The organism is Bartonella sp. AA81SXKL (genome assembly GCF_042196945.1).
Taxonomy (GTDB): Bacteria; Pseudomonadota; Alphaproteobacteria; order Rhizobiales; family Rhizobiaceae; genus Bartonella.
Window position 1 is genome coordinate 207759 of the sequence record NZ_JBHIRH010000002.1, and the last position, 18005, is coordinate 225763.

At 36.5% G+C, this 18005-nt stretch carries 7 protein-coding genes and 1 pseudogene; 5 read left to right on the forward strand and 3 right to left on the reverse strand.

All coding sequences use genetic code 11. From position 1 onward, the window contains the following. Positions 1-519: 519 nt before the first annotated feature. The 5 genes and pseudogenes from bafA (ACFINZ_RS02155) to ndk all read left to right on the forward strand — a co-directional run bounded on the left by bafA (ACFINZ_RS02155) (position 520) and on the right by ndk (position 13004). Entirely contained in the window at positions 520-6000 is a 5481-nt protein-coding gene (gene bafA / locus ACFINZ_RS02155) for a BafA family autotransporter (RefSeq protein ID WP_375701137.1), read from the forward strand. Between the two features lie 359 nt (positions 6001-6359). Then, positions 6360-8924, forward strand: coding sequence for a BafA family autotransporter (gene bafA / locus ACFINZ_RS02160; protein WP_375701138.1), 2565 nt, complete (start codon positions 6360-6362; stop codon positions 8922-8924). A gap of 314 nt (positions 8925-9238) precedes the next feature. Continuing rightward, positions 9239-9470 (forward strand): annotated as a pseudogene (locus tag ACFINZ_RS02165) (integrase); the annotation flags it as partial. Between the two features lie 281 nt (positions 9471-9751). Beyond that, positions 9752-12313: a BafA family autotransporter gene (gene bafA / locus ACFINZ_RS02170; RefSeq protein WP_375701139.1), complete on the forward strand. Its 2562-nt coding sequence runs from the start codon at positions 9752-9754 to the stop codon at positions 12311-12313. 268 nt (positions 12314-12581) lie between these two features. Continuing rightward, positions 12582-13004 carry a nucleoside-diphosphate kinase gene (gene ndk / locus ACFINZ_RS02175; RefSeq protein WP_375652273.1) on the forward strand — a complete coding sequence of 141 codons (423 nt, stop codon included), beginning with the start codon at positions 12582-12584 and terminating at the stop codon, positions 13002-13004. A gap of 334 nt (positions 13005-13338) precedes the next feature. Here ndk and pgsA read toward each other — a convergent pair whose 3' ends face one another. From pgsA to ACFINZ_RS02190, 3 genes are all read right to left on the reverse strand, one after another. After that, a complete protein-coding gene (gene pgsA, locus ACFINZ_RS02180) occupies positions 13339-13920 on the reverse strand; it encodes a CDP-diacylglycerol--glycerol-3-phosphate 3-phosphatidyltransferase (protein ID WP_273723320.1) in 582 nt (193 codons plus the stop codon). A 72-nt stretch (positions 13921-13992) separates the two neighbouring features. After that, on the reverse strand, positions 13993-15972 hold the full coding sequence (gene uvrC / locus ACFINZ_RS02185; protein ID WP_375625002.1) for an excinuclease ABC subunit UvrC: 1980 nt from the start codon (positions 15970-15972) through the stop codon (positions 13993-13995). 389 nt (positions 15973-16361) lie between these two features. Beyond that, entirely contained in the window at positions 16362-17225 is an 864-nt protein-coding gene (locus tag ACFINZ_RS02190) for a 23S rRNA (adenine(2030)-N(6))-methyltransferase RlmJ (protein ID WP_375636293.1), read from the reverse strand. Positions 17226-18005 lie beyond the last annotated feature (780 nt).

The window sequence follows — 18005 nt, forward strand, 5'->3', positions numbered from 1 at the left end:
TAACTATAGAAATTTCAAATCAGTGTCGAGTCAATATTGTGACACTTCGTTATATATTAGAATAATGATTATGGACTGATGAGTATGAATAAGTGGTCTATATATTATCCATATTGAATAAAATAAAGACACTGCTTTAAATGCTGTAGAAGATGGCAATAGGTGGACATAAACGCAGCTCTCATTCACATTGCTGTTTCCTTTAAAGTTTAATGCTATTTTTATCTATTAAGGAATCAATCTTATTCGTAGATCGGTGTTTAGTGTCTTAAAATATTAAAAATATTTTTCATGGATGCAATTATAACACTTTTAAAGTGTATCTAAAACAAATTAAATCTTTTAGCTGTGCATGCATTTTAAAACACATGATGTATATTTGATCTGTCAGAGTTTAATCCATCGAATGCTTTGTTATCTTAAAAAAACATGAGGTTGAGCAATTGCATTGAGTTGTTTTGGTCTATGCACTTTTTTCTAAATGGGAGAATTTAAATTTAAAATTATGGAGTGTGAATAATGCAACGCAAATTGAAATTAAGTTTTTGTGCATTAATAACCAGTGGTTTTTTTGTCAAGATTGCGAGTGCAGATGGAGTAGCGACACCAAAAGAAAAGTTATTAACACCAATAAGTATCAGTGAACACCTAGAAGAGACAAGAAAGTTGTTATCGGAAGTGAGGGGACTAAAAGAAAAAAAGGGGGAATCAAAAAAGATAGAGAATAAACAGACAGTAGAAGGAAGTGATCTTTCAGAAGAGGAAAGGAAGAGATTAGAAAAGCTATTCTTTGAAGTCCTCACAAATTCAATAATAAGCGATGGTGCTGCGATCTATATTACTAACCGTGACTCTGAAGGTTCTGAAATAAATAGCTTTAACTATAAAGATGCAGCTTATTCCATTAATAATACGGTTAGAGAAGGGGGAAAACTCTACATTGATGCAGCAAGTGTTAGTAGAGATACAACAATTGAGCATGGTGGGATTGAGGTTGTACAAAACTTGAGCAGTTCGGAATATGCCACTGTAAAAAAAGGTGGTAAACAAATTGTTGAGAGTGGTGCAAATGCAGAAGGGGCTCAAATCCATGGTGGCGAGCAGATTATTTTTGGTAAGGGAAGCCTTGGATCTGGTTTATCGCGAAAAGATAAGGCAAGTAGTGCTTATAACACCGAAATTTATGCTGAAAATGGAATGCTAGGACTACAAAGTGTCTATAGTGGTGGGATGGCTGTTGACACAAAGGTTATGAAAGGAGGTGTCCAGAATCTTGATGGTAAAGAGAATTCTAATAACGGCTTTGCAGAAGATACTGATATAGAGGGTGAGGATTTTACAATAAATGAAGGGGCTTTTGCACTGAGTACAGAACTTTTTAAAAATGGTGCGCAGAATATCTTAGCAGGAGGGAATGCGAGCGAAGTTACTTTATACGATAGAGCTACTCAGAAGATATATGATTCTGGATACGTGGATAATCTAACAATTAATCATCAAGCAAAATCATGGGTTTTTGCTGGTGCGATATTAGGTGAAAATACAAATGTTAATAATTTTGGCAATCTCTATCTTTATGCTGGAAATGGTGAAGCTGTTACGGAAGTAGACAATCTTAATTTAAATGGAGAAGATACCAAACTATACATTATTGCGTCTGAAGATAACAGCAAAAAACCTCAGGTTAATGTCCAGAATTTAACGGGAAGTGGCAGAGTTATTTTTACGTCTTTAGGGACTAATAAGCATTATTCTCAGCTTAATATTGATGATCTTTCAGGTTCTTTACATTTCAATTTTAATGTCAATTTTGCCAAGCACCTTAGTGATTATCTTGTCATTAAAGAAAGTGGTTCAGGTTATCATACAGTAAGTATTATTGATTCTGGGGGGGAGGTCACACCCCCTTCCCACAAAAGGTTTAAATTAATTTCTGATCATAGTGGAAACGCTTATTTTACTCTGGCAAACACTTTTGGTGAAAAAATCAAAGCTATTGATGCCGGAACTTACATGTACAGTTTGAAACATAGAAAAAATGAGAGCAATGGTAAAACTTGGTATTTAGATGCGAATTATGCTCTTGATGAGACAAATACCTCTTTGTTTTCTGATTTTAGCTTGCAACCATCTGCTATAGCTTCATTATCGAATGATCTCACAGAACGCACAATTGAAAAGGGAATGATTGTTACGATTGCTGATCCTAGCTTTGATAGTAACAGTGAGAAAGTTGAAAGCACTGGAGAAACTTCGATTAGTAGTACAGTTAAAGACGGTGGAAAGATCTCCGTTTATCACGGTGGTTTTAGCTTGTATACAACAATTCAAAGAGGCGGCACTGAGCTTATTAGAACACAGGGTCTTTCACAGGATAGTACAGTTAAGAAAGGGGGAAAACAAAAGGTTGAAGATGGGGGAAAAGCTGAAGGGGGTAAAATTTACGGTGGTGAGCAGTTTGTTTCAGGAAAGTCTGATATCAAAGGTGAGGTGGTAAGAAGCAGTGCCTATGACACTATCGTTTCTGGTAAAAATGGAGTGCTAGGATACCAGAATGTGTACGATGATGGAGAGGTTTTTAACACAAAGATCATGGAAGGAGGGGTACAAAATCTTTATGTAGAAGAGGATCTAAACGACTATAGCAGTTTTGCATTTGATACGAAGGTCTTTTCTGGTGGAGAGCAACACATTTTAGCAGGGGGAATCGCGATTGGCGTTCTTTTACAAGGGAATGCTTTCCAAGCAATAGATTTAGGAGGCTATGTAAAAGATTTAATAATTAGGGATCAAGCACAATCGTGGTTACATTTTGGTGCAACATTAGAAGGAAGCACTATGATTCATGATTCTGGACGGATTTATCTTTATGCTGGTACTGAGCGATCTCGTACTGAAGTAGAAAAAATTGTGTTAAATGGCAGAGATACAAAATTGTACGCGATTGCTTCTAATATAGATGGCGAAAGTTCTTTGATTGAGAACCTGAGTGGGAATGGTCGTGTTATTTTTACTTCTACCGTGTTTAATCCATATTACTCTACACTTGAGATCAATGATCTTTCAGGGAGTTTACATTTTAGGTTGCATACTAATTTTGCAGAACAGCGCGGTGATTATCTTTTGATAAAAAAAGGAGCAGGTTATCACACCATAAGCGTTATCGATTCTGGTGTTGAAATTACCAATTCTCCTCTACAAGATCAGAATTTAGTTTTGGAGCTTGATTTAATTCATGATCAAAGCGGAAATGCGCATTTTACTCTGACAGATTTTTCTGGAGAAGAGACGAGTACGATTGATAATGGAGTCTACATGTATGGCTTAAAGACAAAAGATGATAATGGGGCAAAGACTTGGTATTTGGCTACGTCACAAACAACTTTTGCTCCTGTAATCTCTTCACCTTATGCGGAGTCACCTATAGATAAGCTTCCTGAAAAAGAAGAAAATATGACATCGTCAAAAGATTTTAGTATCTCTGATGTAATTGATTACAGTATTGGCGAAGGAGGAGGAATTCTACAAAGCTCTTTGCTCGGTGATGATAACGTAGTTTATATCTCTGATGATGGAGAGCGAGGTGTTCTTAAGAAGTCCATTAACAATACAATTCAGGGATCAGGAAGACTTTATGTTGAAGCTGGTGGTTTCAGTAAGAATACGACAATTGAAAATGGTGGTGTTGAGATTGTAGGGGAACAAGGGATTTCAGAATTTACGATTATTTACGAGGGTGGAAAACAAAGAGTGGAGGGAGGAGGAACCGCATTGAGAGCTGAAATTTATGGTGGGGAGCAGCTTGTTTTCGGAGATGGTTATGTAAATGGTGGAATTGTGGGGAGCAGCGCTTATAACACGACACTTTATGGTCAAGGTGATACGCCAGGACAGCAGAATGTATATGATGATGGGATGGCTGTGGGAACAAAAGTGATGAGTGGAGGAATACAAACTCTTGCTAAGTGGTTCGCAGATGATGATGATTTTATACAAAAGAGTGGTGGTTTAGCTGTGAATACTGAGGTTTTCGCGGGTGGTGTACAGCGGGTATTAGCAGGGGGTGAAGCGAATAGAGTAATTTTACGCACTGGTGGTGTTCAAGAAGTCTATGCGGGTGGAATTGTGAAGAATCTAACGATTGAAGGTAATGCCAATTCATGGATTTCTCCTAGTGCAATATTAGGAGGAGAAATAAAAGTTCAAGATTTTGGTGGGATCTATCTTGATGCTGGAGGTGATGGTCAACAAACTATAGTAGAAAACATTGAATTAAATGGAGAAGACGCTCAATTATACTCCGTTGCTCGTGGGGTTGACGACAAAAGTACACGCATTCAGCAGTTAAGCGGTGTAGGAAAAGTCATTTTCACCTCTTCTGAAGATGATTTATATTACTCTCAGCTTTATATTAATAATCTAGCAGGGAGTCTACACTTCGATTTTAATGTCAGCCTTGCAGAAGGAAAAGGTGATTACCTCTTTATTGAGAATGGGAGTGGTTTTCACACAATAAGTGCCGTAGATTCTGGTATTGAAGTTGTTGATCCTTCTTCAGCAGGACTTGATTTAATTTTTGATCAAAGTGGTAGCGCATCTTTTACTCTACAAAGTTTTTCTGGCGCAAAAACTGTAATGGTTGATGGAGGAACTTATACTTATGGCTTAAAACACAAAAATATTGAGAATGAAGAGGGAAAAATTTGGTATTTGACTGCAGTTTACATGGATAGTGCGCCACGCAGAAGCAGATCTATGCGGCATTTAAATCAAAATCAATTAGTTTCTTCTCTTTCAACAATTACAGCACCACAAGAGCATGCTATTAAATTGCCACGTCGAAGAAAAAACCGCCAAAACTTAAGGCAAAAATCTCAGGCTTCTGTATCTCCAACTATTTCCTCTCTTAGAAGTCACGTTACTGAAGTCTTAGGTTCAGGAAGTTCTCATCCTCTTTCTGATGAAAAACAACAAACTGCTGTTTCAACCTCTTCTCAATCTTTAGCCGATCAAATGATTGTGCGTCCAGTTCATAAAGAACACCCTTTTCCACAATTGAGTGAGAATCTTTCAGTTTCTCACTTTTTGACCACTCCCTCTACAGATGCGGTATTGTCTATGTCTGTGGCGCCAGCGATGGTTTTTCACAATGAAATGCAAACCGTACGTGCGGGAAGAGGAATTCTAGATAAAAGTAAAAAGAATACGGCTTTATGGAGCTATGCGATAAAATCTAAAGAGAGTGTTACTACAGAGCATATAGATTTTAAACTGGATCAGACCGGTATCGTTTTAGGGATCAATGGTTTAAGCGAGTGGGAAAATGGAGAGTTTTATATAGGTGGTTTTGGCAGTTATGATCGTGCCCGTGTTGCGCATGCACGGGGGGGTAACAGTGGAATCAATACTTATGGTATTGGCGCTTATGTCACTTATTTGGATCATAGTGGATGGTATCTCGATGGTATTTTAAAATACAATCATTATCAAAATACTCTAAAAGCCGTTTCAACGAATGGTTTAGAGATTGAAGGAACATATACTCAAAGGGCATTGGGAACTTCCTTTGAAGCTGGTTATCGACTTAAGACGTCAAAGAACAGTTGGTTACAGCCTTATGGACAATTTACATGGTTACAAGTTGAGGGTAAAGAAATCAAGTTATCGAATGACATGACAGGTGACATGCGTCCATTCACTTCATTACGCAGTGAGGTTGGCTTATCTTTAGGATATGAATTTGGTTCTCACATAGATTCCTCATCGCTTGCGTATATTACAGCAGCATGGTTGCGTGAGAATAAAGATGACAATCAAACGTTAATTAATCAACGCCATCCATTTACCACTGACTTATCGGGGAATGCAGGTAAATTAGGAATAGGTTTAAGCAGTTTAGTGAGTGAGAAGTTAAAGTTATATGGTGAGGCACATTATATTAAAGGGCGTAAAACAAAACAGTCCCTTCAGGGTATTTTAGGTGCACGCTATAGTTTCTAATTATATGGTTATTTTTTAGTTATCTTTAAATGTATGATTAGTTTTTTTAAGTTTTTAATGCAGCATCAGAGAACAATTTTTCAGAGCACGCAGCTTCGTTGTTCATGATAAACTGTATTCCCTTATATACTTGATTATGCATTACTTTTTTTGATAAGAAAATTCTGAGGAAATGCTAAAGAAGCACTATAAAAACGCCCTTATATTCTTGATCAAAAAAGTATTTAAAAACTATAAAGAACGGTTTTTTATGAGATAAGGGGGATTTTTAAGAAGGATTATTGCAATCTAAGGTTGAAAATATGTTTTGTAGAGCTAATTACGTTCAGTGTCTATGCAGGCGTGAAAGGGGGGAGGATATGGCTCTACAATATAAATGGAAACGACATTGTTGGATACTCATGTTGAGCAGCTGTTTTGTGCAGGCTGCTGCTGCAAATGAGAGGGGGATACCGCTTTTTTGTCAATCTTCAAGTTATGAAAATGGCAAAATATTTCAGGATCAATACAATGAGGATATGAAAACGGGAAGATGCATACTTGGAGCATCTAATGATGTTATTATAAGGGCGCGTAATGAATTAGACTTTTTAAAAAAGCCTAGCGATTTTACTGAGGATAAGGGCGCTAGAGTGTTTGTGAGTCAACAGGAGCTTGACAGCAGTCATCGTGAAAATGTTGAAAATAATGTACAAGAATACAATACTAAAATTCTTAAAAAACCTGAACTTATTTCCATTAAAGATGGGGCACTGTTAGAAAATTATATTCTTGATAATGAAGGTAAAGCATACATTTCAAATGATGGTGAGATTGATAGCCCAGGGCGATCCATTAATAACACAGTAAGGAATGGTGCAGAGCTTTATGTGTATGCAGGAGGACTCAGTGAGGATAGTAAAATTGAACATGGCGGAATTGAAAATGTTGAGGCTTTAAAGGGAAAACAAGGCTTTTCGAAAAATGCAGTCGTTAAAGAAGGTGGACAACAAAGTGTTGGAAATGGAGGAAAAGTAGAGGGGACTAAAATTTATGGTGGTGAGCAACTTGTTTTCGGGGAGGGGGATGTTGGAGGAGAGGTTAAAGGGAGTAGTGCTTTTCATACTATCATTTATGGTCAAGATGAAACACTAGGCCAACAAAAAGTATATGATGGCGGAAAAGTTTGGAATACGAAAGTTATGCAAGGGGGTGTCCAAGAGGTTGGACAAAAGTCTCAAAGTGCAAAAAATGGTGGTTTTGCATTTGACACAGAAGTTTTTGGCGGTGGTAAACAACGTATCTTAAAAGGCGGTCAGGCTATTGGAGTTATTTTAAATGAGAGTGCTATTCAGGAAATATATACTGATGGATCTGTAAAAAATCTAACAATGAATGATCAAACAAAATCATGGGTGCATGCTGGGGCAACATTAGAAGGAAAGACACAGTTAAATCATTCTGGGCAGATCCATCTTTATGCTGGGAATGATCAACATCATACCATAGTAGAAGATATTATTTTAAATGGAAAAGATACAAAACTGTACTCTATTACTGATGAGTTTGATGGAAAAAGTTCTTTGATACAAAAATTAAGTGGTGAAGGGAGTGTTATTTTTTCGTTTACAGGTTCTGATCCATATTATTCTCAGCTTCATGTGAATAATCTTTCAGGAAATTTACATTTCGCGTTCAATACTACGATTGCCCATAACCGTGGTGATTATCTCTTGGTTGAGAAAGGTGCTGGGAATCATACGATAAGTGTTGCTGATTCTGGAGTTGAAATCACGGATCCTTTTTCAAATAAGCGTGATTTAATTATGGATCAAAGTGGTGGAGCACATTTTACACTGACAGATCTTAAGGGTGACAAAATTAACGCCATTGATGGTGGAACTTATATGTATGATTTGAAAGAAAGAAAGGATGAAAATGGAAAAGTTTGGTTTTTATCTGCAGATCGCCTCAGTGGACCAGAAACCTCTATTCCAGATCCGGAAAATCCTTTTGTTCCTGGTGAAACAACAACGACACCCTCTACAGATGCAGTATTAACGTTGTCCGTAGTTCCTGGACTTATTTTTAATAATGAGTTGCAAATTATACGGAATGGTAGAAAAATTTGGGACAGAAATAAGAAAGATATCGAACTATGGACTTATGGGATTAAGAGCAGAGAACGTGTTGCGACAGGCCATACACACTTTAAGCTTGAGCAAACAGGTTTAGTTTTTGGTGCTGATCAGTTGAGTGAATTAAGGCATGGAGAGTTGTATGTTGGTGGTTTCGGTAGTTATGATCAAGCACGTATTTCTCATGCACGAGGTGGTAATAGTGATCTGAGCTCTTATAGCATTGGAACTTACGCAACTTATTTTGATCATCGCGGATGGTATATGGATGGTGTTTTGAAATATAATTATTACCGAAATAATTTGAAAGCCATATCAACGAATGGTTTAGCCATTCAAAGTCATTACAATCAGTGGGCGATAGGTGGATCATTTGAGATTGGTTGTTATTTTGAACCGGCACAGAATACTTGGATGCAGCCTTATATCAAGCTAACAGGTTTGCAGGTTGAAGGTAAAAGAATAAAACTTTCCAATGGAATGATAGGTGATCTAAGCCCATTAACTTCATTCCGCAGTGAAGTTGGATTGACTGCAGGACATGAATTTTTTGTGAGTTCAGAAACTTCATTAACAGCTTACATTATGGCAGCTTGGTTGCGTGAGAATATAAATAATAATTATACGACAATTAATAACCAGTATAAATTTATTACAGATTTGTCAGGCAGTGCGGGTAAATTGGGAATTGGTTTAAACGGTTCGGTCAATGATAAACTAACACTTTATGCGGAAGCACATTATCTAAAAGGACATAAGATTAAGAATGCTCTTCAAGGTATTTTAGGATTACGCTATAGTTTCTAAATATGTGTGCATGGCTGATTAACTTTACAAATGTAATTGTTTTGCAAACTTAAACAGATAACGTTCGGCTATGTCTTCTCGAGAGTGTAAGGACTTTCTCAAATAGTAGAAATGTCTTTATACTCTTTCTTTTAAAGGCAACATACTGAATTTATAATAATAATTCATTTCTATGCATGGTGAATGAGAGTCACAAAAATCATAGGATTCTCTCATTCCAAATCTGTTTATGTTGAATCAATCAAAATTATTCGCTTGGCACATCGCAAGCGGGATGAAGGTGTGTATAAAAACTATACAAAAAAGAAGTAAAAATGTCTCTGATGAATCGTCTCTAGTGTCAAGGGCTATCACAACATTGGGATGGCAAAGTGTATGATGATACCGGCCCGCTTCTTCATAAGCGTAAAGATTGGGGGTCAATGGCTTTACCGGTATACCATTCATGGATGACGTCGCGAAATGGGCTTGAGTGCATTGAGAGATGTCTCTTTAAAACAAGTGCGTGAATGTACAACCCAATGGCGTTTTGTTTTACGTGAAGGGGGGCGCCATTAAAGGGCACGAGCATTTTTTTCATCTATAATTCCAGATATGCAAATTATTCCTTGAATTTAAGTAAACACTTTGAATTTTATTCAATTTTCTGCCTTAAGTTAGAGCTTTTTAGTGGTTTATAGATAAACAACTTAAGGTTGTTTAAATTAAAAAATACACTAAAAAATTGTATTTAGACATAAATAAAACACATTATGATACAATCTAAAACGAGCTACCTATGTAGCCGCGGGGTATTTTTCTAAATAATTGAGAGTGGAGTGTGGATAATGCGGTATAAATACAAATTAAGTTTTTCAGTATTGATGATCAGTAGTTATCTTGTGCAATCTGCAAGTGTAGTTGAGAGTAGGAATAGAGTGCTAACAAGAGCAACACATGTGGTAAATAGAGAAGAGGAAGAAAAAAAATTAGAACAGATTGCTAGTTTTTTCAAAAATAATATTACGATTGAATATGGTGATATAGAGCTTGTTGAAAATGGAGAAACTTCTGTAGGTTCTACTATTAAAAAAGGAGGGATACAAATAGTTACACGAGCAGGAATTGCAATGAACGCCAAAATTTTGGGAGGTCAGCAGTTTATTCATGAAGAGCCATATATTGATCTTACAAGCGTGGAGAGAAAAAGTAGTGCATATAATTCCACAGTTACTGGGGATGGTGGAACAGTTGGACAGCAGAATGTGTATGATGGAGCGTGGGTTTGGTATACGAAAGTGGGAGATAACGGAGAACAAAATCTTTATGCAGGACAAAGAAAAGAGGGAGGGAAATCAATGTATGCTCAGGTTTCTGGGAATGGGAGACAACACGTTTTAGCGTTAGGAGAATCTTATGCTACTAATTTGAAAGATCATGCTATTCAAGTTGTATATCCTGAAGGGTTTGTGGATGGTCTGACTATTAACAACTTTGCTAAATCGTGGTTCCATGTTGGTATACAAGATGTCCTTGGAGAAGTAAGGATCAATGATCACGGAGAACTTTATTTATTCGCTGGTGATAGGACAAATCATACGACTAAGAAAAAAATTCCTATGAAGGACAGAGTGGATGAAACAATATTTGAGGTTGGTGAACGGAATATGGGAGAAAAACCTCAGATTGAAATTGAAGATTTAGGGGGGCACGGAGGGACTGTTATTTTTACTTCTATACCGTATGATCCACGACATATTTCACTTCATGTTAAGAAACTTTCAGGGGATTTACATTTTCGATTCAATATTAATGCTACGGGGAATTCAAGTGATTACTTGTCGATTGATGAAGGTTCAGGTAATCACAAAATAAGCGTTGCAGATTCTGGTCGTGAAATTACAGGTCCTCTCTCACAACAGAATAGTTTGGTCACAGGGATTAATTTAGTTACTGATAAAGTTGGAGGCGCTAATTTTACTCTGGAAGATCTTTCGGGTAAGGACATTACAGCTGTTGATGGTGGAGCCTATCAGTATGTTTTACGAAAGAGAGAAAGATGTGCTGATGCTAGTGGTTATTCTACAATTTGGTATTTAAGTTCAGCCTCTGAAGGTACGACACGTTCGAATACTGAAACACAGTGTGTAAACAAGAAAACGAAGATTCCTCTTGCATTATCTGATCAAGGTGCTGCTTCTAGAGGAAAAAATACAGGCTCTCGTAAACCTACTATAAAGCAACCAGCTAAACCACGACCTCCACGTCATTTAAGAGGGGCACAGAATGTCTCTAGTGTTTCTGTATCTCCCTCTCAAGAAAATCAGACTCTTGTAGCGTTACCTCCATCAGGTCTTCATCCTCTTTCTGATGAAAAACAACAAACTGCTGTTTCAATCTCTTCTCAATCTTTAGCCGATCAAATGATTGTGCGTCCAGTTCATAAAGAACAACCTTTTCCACAATTGAGTGAGAATCTTTCAGTTTCTCACTTTTTGACCACTCCCTCTACAGATGCGGTATTGTCTATGTCTGTGGCGCCAGCGATGGTTTTTCACAATGAAATGCAAACCGTACGTGCGGGAAGAGGAATTCTAGATAAAAGTAAAAAGAATACGGCTTTATGGAGCTATGCGATAAAATCTAAAGAGAGTGTTACTACAGAGCATATAGATTTTAAACTGGATCAGACCGGTATCGTTTTAGGGATCAATGGTTTAAGCGAGTGGGAAAATGGAGAGTTTTATATAGGTGGTTTTGGCAGTTATGATCGTGCCCGTGTTGCGCATGCACGGGGGGGTAACAGTGGAATCAATACTTATGGTATTGGCGCTTATGTCACTTATTTGGATCATAGTGGATGGTATCTCGATGGTATTTTAAAATACAATCATTATCAAAATACTCTAAAAGCCGTTTCAACGAATGGTTTAGAGATTGAAGGAACATATACTCAAAGGGCATTGGGAACTTCCTTTGAAGCTGGTTATCGACTTAAGACGTCAAAGAACAGTTGGTTACAGCCTTATGGACAATTTACATGGTTACAAGTTGAGGGTAAAGAAATCAAGTTATCGAATGACATGACAGGTGACATGCGTCCATTCACTTCATTACGCAGTGAGGTTGGCTTATCTTTAGGATATGAATTTGGTTCTCACATAGATTCCTCATCGCTTGCGTATATTACAGCAGCATGGTTGCGTGAGAATAAAGATGACAATCAAACGTTAATTAATCAACGCCATCCATTTACCACTGACTTATCGGGGAATGCAGGTAAATTAGGAATAGGTTTAAGCAGTTTAGTGAGTGAGAAGTTAAAGTTATATGGTGAGGCACATTATATTAAAGGGCGTAAAACAAAACAGTCCCTTCAGGGTATTTTAGGTGTACGCTATAGTTTCTAATTATATGGTTATTTTTTGATTGATTTCAATGATAATTTTGATAGGAAGCATTTAAGATTATGAAAGAAGATTCAATATTTATTGAGATTCGGTAGCGCATCTTTATGATGGGATGAGCAATTGCAGGTATTTTTATTAAAGTCTTCTTTATAATTCATTCTATATTTTTGAGAATTTGTATAGATTTTTGCAGAGTCACTTGGCAAAGGGCTCCTTGCTCGCTATAGAAATGGCTAGAGAATATTATAAATGAAATAAAGGTGGTTAAATGGCTTTAGAGCGTACTTTTTCGATGATTAAACCAGACGCAACCCGTCGTAATTTGACTGGCGAAATTACTAAAATGCTTGAGGATGCGGAGCTACGTGTTATTGCATCTAAACGTGTCTGGATGAGTAAACGTGAGGCTGAAAAATTTTATGCTGTTCATAAAGAACGCCCTTTTTTTAGTGAATTGGTTGAATTCATGTCTTCTGGTCCAACCGTTGTACAAGTTTTGGAAGGCGAAAATGCAATAGCTAAAAACCGTGAAGTAATGGGGGCTACGAATCCTAGTGATGCAGAAGAAGGGACAATTCGTAAGGTTCATGCTTTATCGATTGGCGAAAATTCTGTCCATGGATCCGATAGTGCTGAAACGGCAAAAACAGAAATCGCCTTTTGGTTTTCTGAGGCAGAAATTGTTGGTTAATAAAGCGTTTATAATAATAAAGCGTATATAAGAAGCAAAAATCCGAAACACTATGTTTCGGTTTTTTGCTTATAAGATTATAGATTTTTTTGAAAGTATATGAAGCATTAATCGTTTTTTTAGCTTTTAATATTGCAGCTGCTTTTACGAAAATATAAAGCCTATTTACTCTTTTCTGAAGAGTTTTTATCTACACGCTACCCTTACTTGTAATGTGCAAAAAAGTGTTTTATTGATCTATCATTAATAGATTTAAAATAAATCAATCTTATGCTATTCTCATCTCTTATTTAAGTACAAAAAGATAAATCACCATTATAAAATTCCATATGATTCATAGGATAACGTGTTTTAAACCTGCACGAAAATAATCCCACCCTGTCCACAATGTAAGGAGGGCAGAAATCCACAACATAGTAATGCCAAACTCTACTGTGTAAGGGAAAATTTTATTACCGGCTGGTCCAGCTAAAAGAAATACAATAGCGATCATCTGTACAAAAGTTTTCCATTTTGCAAGACGAGAGACAGGAACACTAACTTTTAACTCAGCCAAATATTCACGTAATCCTGATACAAGAATTTCTCTGCAAAGAATGATAATAGCTGCCCATAGTGTCCACCCAGCGATGGTACTGTCTGCGGCAAGCAAGAGCAAACAAGCAGAGACGAGAAGTTTATCGGCAATTGGATCTAACATGCGACCAATATTGGATGTTTGTTCCCAAATACGAGCAAGGTAACCGTCAAGAAAGTCAGTAATGGATGCAACGATAAAAATGGAAACAGCAATCCAGCGAGTGATATCACTTGATTGTAGCCGCCCTTCTAAAAAAAAGCATGCAACAACCATTGGGACTGCGACAATTCGTGCATAAGTTAAAATATTTGGAAAAGAAAAAGTATGATTTTTCATGGAGCCATTTTTAATTCTTGTGAAAGAGAATATATTTCCTAAACGTAACAAGGCAAAGGTTATGAAACAAGCCTATTTTTCATGAAAATGGTTATGAATTTTTTGTGCAATTGTCATAGAAATTCCCGTAACTTTTTTTAAATCTTCAAGTGAGGCACTAGCAATAGCCTTGGCACTTCCAAAATGATGAAGCAACGCACGCTTTCTTGTCGGACCGATATTTTCGATTTCATCAAGTGGGTTTTTGAATGTTTCTTTTTTTCGTTTTATCCTATGAGCTCCAATCGCAAAACGGTGTGCTTCATCACGCAGACGTTGCAAAAAATAGAGGATAGGATCACGTGGAGGAAGTGTAAAGGGGGGGATACCTTTTATAAAAAATCGTTCACGTCCCGCATGGCGGTCAACACCTTTGGCGATTCCAACAACTGTGAAGAGGTCATTTAATTGTAATTCAGCAAGTATTGCATGTACGCTGTTGATTTGTCCTTCACCACCATCGATTAAGATAAGGTCAGGCCAAATGGGAAAAAGATCATTATCTTTTATGTCATGACTTCTATTTGACTGATCATGCTCTTTTATAAGGCGTGAAAATCTTCGTTTAATCACTTCTTTCATCATGCCAAAATCATCGCCAGGCGTGATATCTATTGAGCGAATGTTGAATTTGCGATATTGATTTTTAACAAATCCCATTTGACCAGCAACAATCATAGCACCTACAGCATTTGTTCCCATGATATGAGAATTATCATAGACTTCTATCCGGCGTGGAGGAAAAGGTAGTTGGAATGTTTTGGCAAGACCTTGAAGCAATTTTGTATGAGTGGCTGTTTCAGAAAGCTTATGTTCAAGTGCTTCATGAGCATTGAGATAGGCATGATTAACAAGAGTTTTCCGTTCACCTTGTTTGGGTAAAGAGAGAGACACTTTGTGATTTGCTTTGAGACTCAATGCTTCTGTAAGAAGTGTCTTTTCTTCAATTTCTTCAGATAAAAGGATGCTTTTGGGAAGTGGTTTATCATCGTAAAATTGAGCAAGAAAACTCGCTAAAATTTCAGTACAGGAAAAAGAGGGATCTGCTTTAGGAAAATAGGCACGGTTTCCCCAATTTTGCCCCATGCGAAAAAAGAACACTTGAATACAGGTCATTCCTTCTTTTTGCGCAATTGCAAATACATCCGCTTCTTTTATCGTTTGAGGATTAATACCTTGATGGCTTTGTATATGAGAAAGGGCTGATAAGCGGTCACGATAGGAAGCTGCTTGTTCAAAATCAAGATTTTCTGCGGCTTTATGCATAGCTTGAACCATATTATTTTTAATAGATTGATCTTTTCCCGAAAGGAACGCTTTTGCTCCCCTCAGCAGTTCTTTATAATCATTGTCACTAATTTCATGGGTACAAGGTGCAGAACATCGCTTAATTTGATAAAGCAAACAGGGGCGTGTACGGTTTTCAAAAACTGAATCAGTACAGGTTCGTAATAAGAAGGCGCGTTGTAAAACATGAACTGTTTGTGTCACTGCACCAGCAGAAGCAAAAGGACCAAAATAGTGAGCTTTTCGTGTTCGGGCACCACGATGTTTGTAAAGTCCAGGCACTCGATGATCATCTGTAATCATAATATAAGGGAAACTTTTATCATCACGTAGTAATACATTAAAATGTGGATGCAATCTTTTTATGAGATTGGCTTCTAAAAGGAGTGCTTCTGTTTCTGTATGGGTGACGATAAATTCCATATGATATGTTGCGCGAATCATGCGGGTAATACGATTATTGTGTCCTTGTTCACGCGTATAGTTTGAAACACGTTTTTTGAGATTACGAGCTTTGCCAATATAGAGAATATCACCATTTTTACCAATCATCCGGTAAACCCCTGGCTTATGCGGAAGGTGTCTAACAAACTCTTGTATGAATTTGACACCTTGGAATTGATTTTTCTCATTACTTTGATTGGCATTATTCCATGTAATATTAGAGAGAAAAGAAAGCTTTTCCCGCTCATTTTTCGGACAATTTGTATTATTTTTCAGGACCATTCCGTTTATTAAGAATATGTTTTTTGTTTAATATATGAAATATTCTTTTTTATTAAATAATGATTATTTATATCCTTATAATTTTTTCTATAAATAATATCTTATAGCATAAGAGTATGATTTTAGAGAGCCGATTTTTCATAAAAAATATGAGAGTTGTTATTCTAAAACAGCTTTATGAATTTGCCCAATTTATTCATTAAAATGAGTGGAATAGGAAATTCATGATGATTAAGAAGATAGACGTTCTAAAAGGGAAAAAATTAATTCACGCTGATCGTTGTTAGCTTACTACTATAATATGTTGGTATTATTCAAAGAACTTTATCATTCAAAGTCTTTATATCTTACAACATGATATTTGATTTAGGAAAAATATAGAGAAAGATCTAATATAATAGATGTTCTTTTTGAAGCCACTTATGCGTTATTTTGGCGTTTTCATCTTGTCCCAGACGGTTGATAAGAAAGGGGCTGAGTTTTTTCATTTCTTCTTCCAAAAGGTAGGGAGGGTTAATAATAATCATACCACTTCCATTCATTGTCGGTGGACTTGAACTTTTTCGGATACGCATTTCAAGCTGTAGAATCTTAGGAATTCCTGTTTGATAAAGCGCGTGAAGAAAACTTTCAATTTCTTTGTCATATTTAACAGGATACCATAAAGCGTAGATCCCTCCAGAAAAGCGACGATAGGCTTTCATTAATCCCTCAATAAGGCGGGAAAATTCTCCAGTTTTTTCAAAGGGAGGGTCAACAAGGATAAACCCACGTTTTTCTTTTGGTGGTACATGAGCATTTAAGGAAAGCCAACCATCTAAATGCAGAACTTTTGTCTGATAATCTCCGGCAAAGTTTTTTGCTAAAATATGATAATCTTCGTTGTGCAATTCTATTGCGGTGAGGCGATCTTGTTTCCGTAATAATTGACGAATAAGAACAGGAGATCCAGGATAAAATACAATTTCTTTTTCCCCTTTATTGAGGGCATCAATGATATCACACCATGGACAAAGGAGTGCTCTTAAATCTTCTGGGATAGGAGTTGAAAAAAGCCGTTGGACACCTTCGCGCCACTCTCCTGTTTTATGTGCTTCTAAAGAAGAAAGGTCATAAATACCGATTCCAGCATGCGTATCTATAACGCGAAAAGCTTTTTCTTTGCGTTTGAGATATTCTACAATGCGAGTGACAATAATGTGTTTAAAAACATCAGCAAAATTGCCAGCATGATAAATATGCCGATAATTCATGGAATAAACTCTATCATATGTATAACTGTACCGGATTATTAGCATAGAATATTAGAATTGATATCCATAAAAATACTCTTATAGAAATCAAATAATACCCTCACTCCCAAATAATACCCTACAGAAAAATATTAATGTCATGGGAGCATTTATTCACTGGGCTATTTTTATATTATGAGATTCATCGTTAAGATCTTAAATTTTTTATATGAAAAATAGATAGGAAGAGGGCAAATATTTCAATAGAGATAGTTATGTTGTAAGAGAAGTTTCTTATGATCGCTGACTCTTTCAGGAAAACTATAAAAGACAAGCAATTAACGAGAATATTAGTGAAGTTTGTTAAAAAATTTAAGGTTATCTTTCAAATTCATTCATAAATTTACTTGTTTAAAGATTAAAGAATTTAAAATGCTTGATAAAAACATTGTTACATTTATCAGTTTTTTTAGCGAGCGTAAAATTATGGATAGAGCAATAAAGTGCTGGTATTATAGTGATAGATTTTTATAAAAGTGTGGATGAATCTCATTGGTTTAAGCGAAACCCAAGCTTTATATTATACATGCTAAATGGCTAGATTATTGTGTATGGTGCTAAAACAAAACTTTTAAAAAGTGATATGTTCTCTGCAAGCGATCTCAATAAAATGAGGGGTTTTTAACTAAAGTAAATAGGTGTATCTATCTCTAACACTGTATTATCTAGCGGCTTTATGAGATAATCTTATAAAAAGACTAGGATAAGAAATTCTTTTACATGGATTGTGCTTCGATTCCA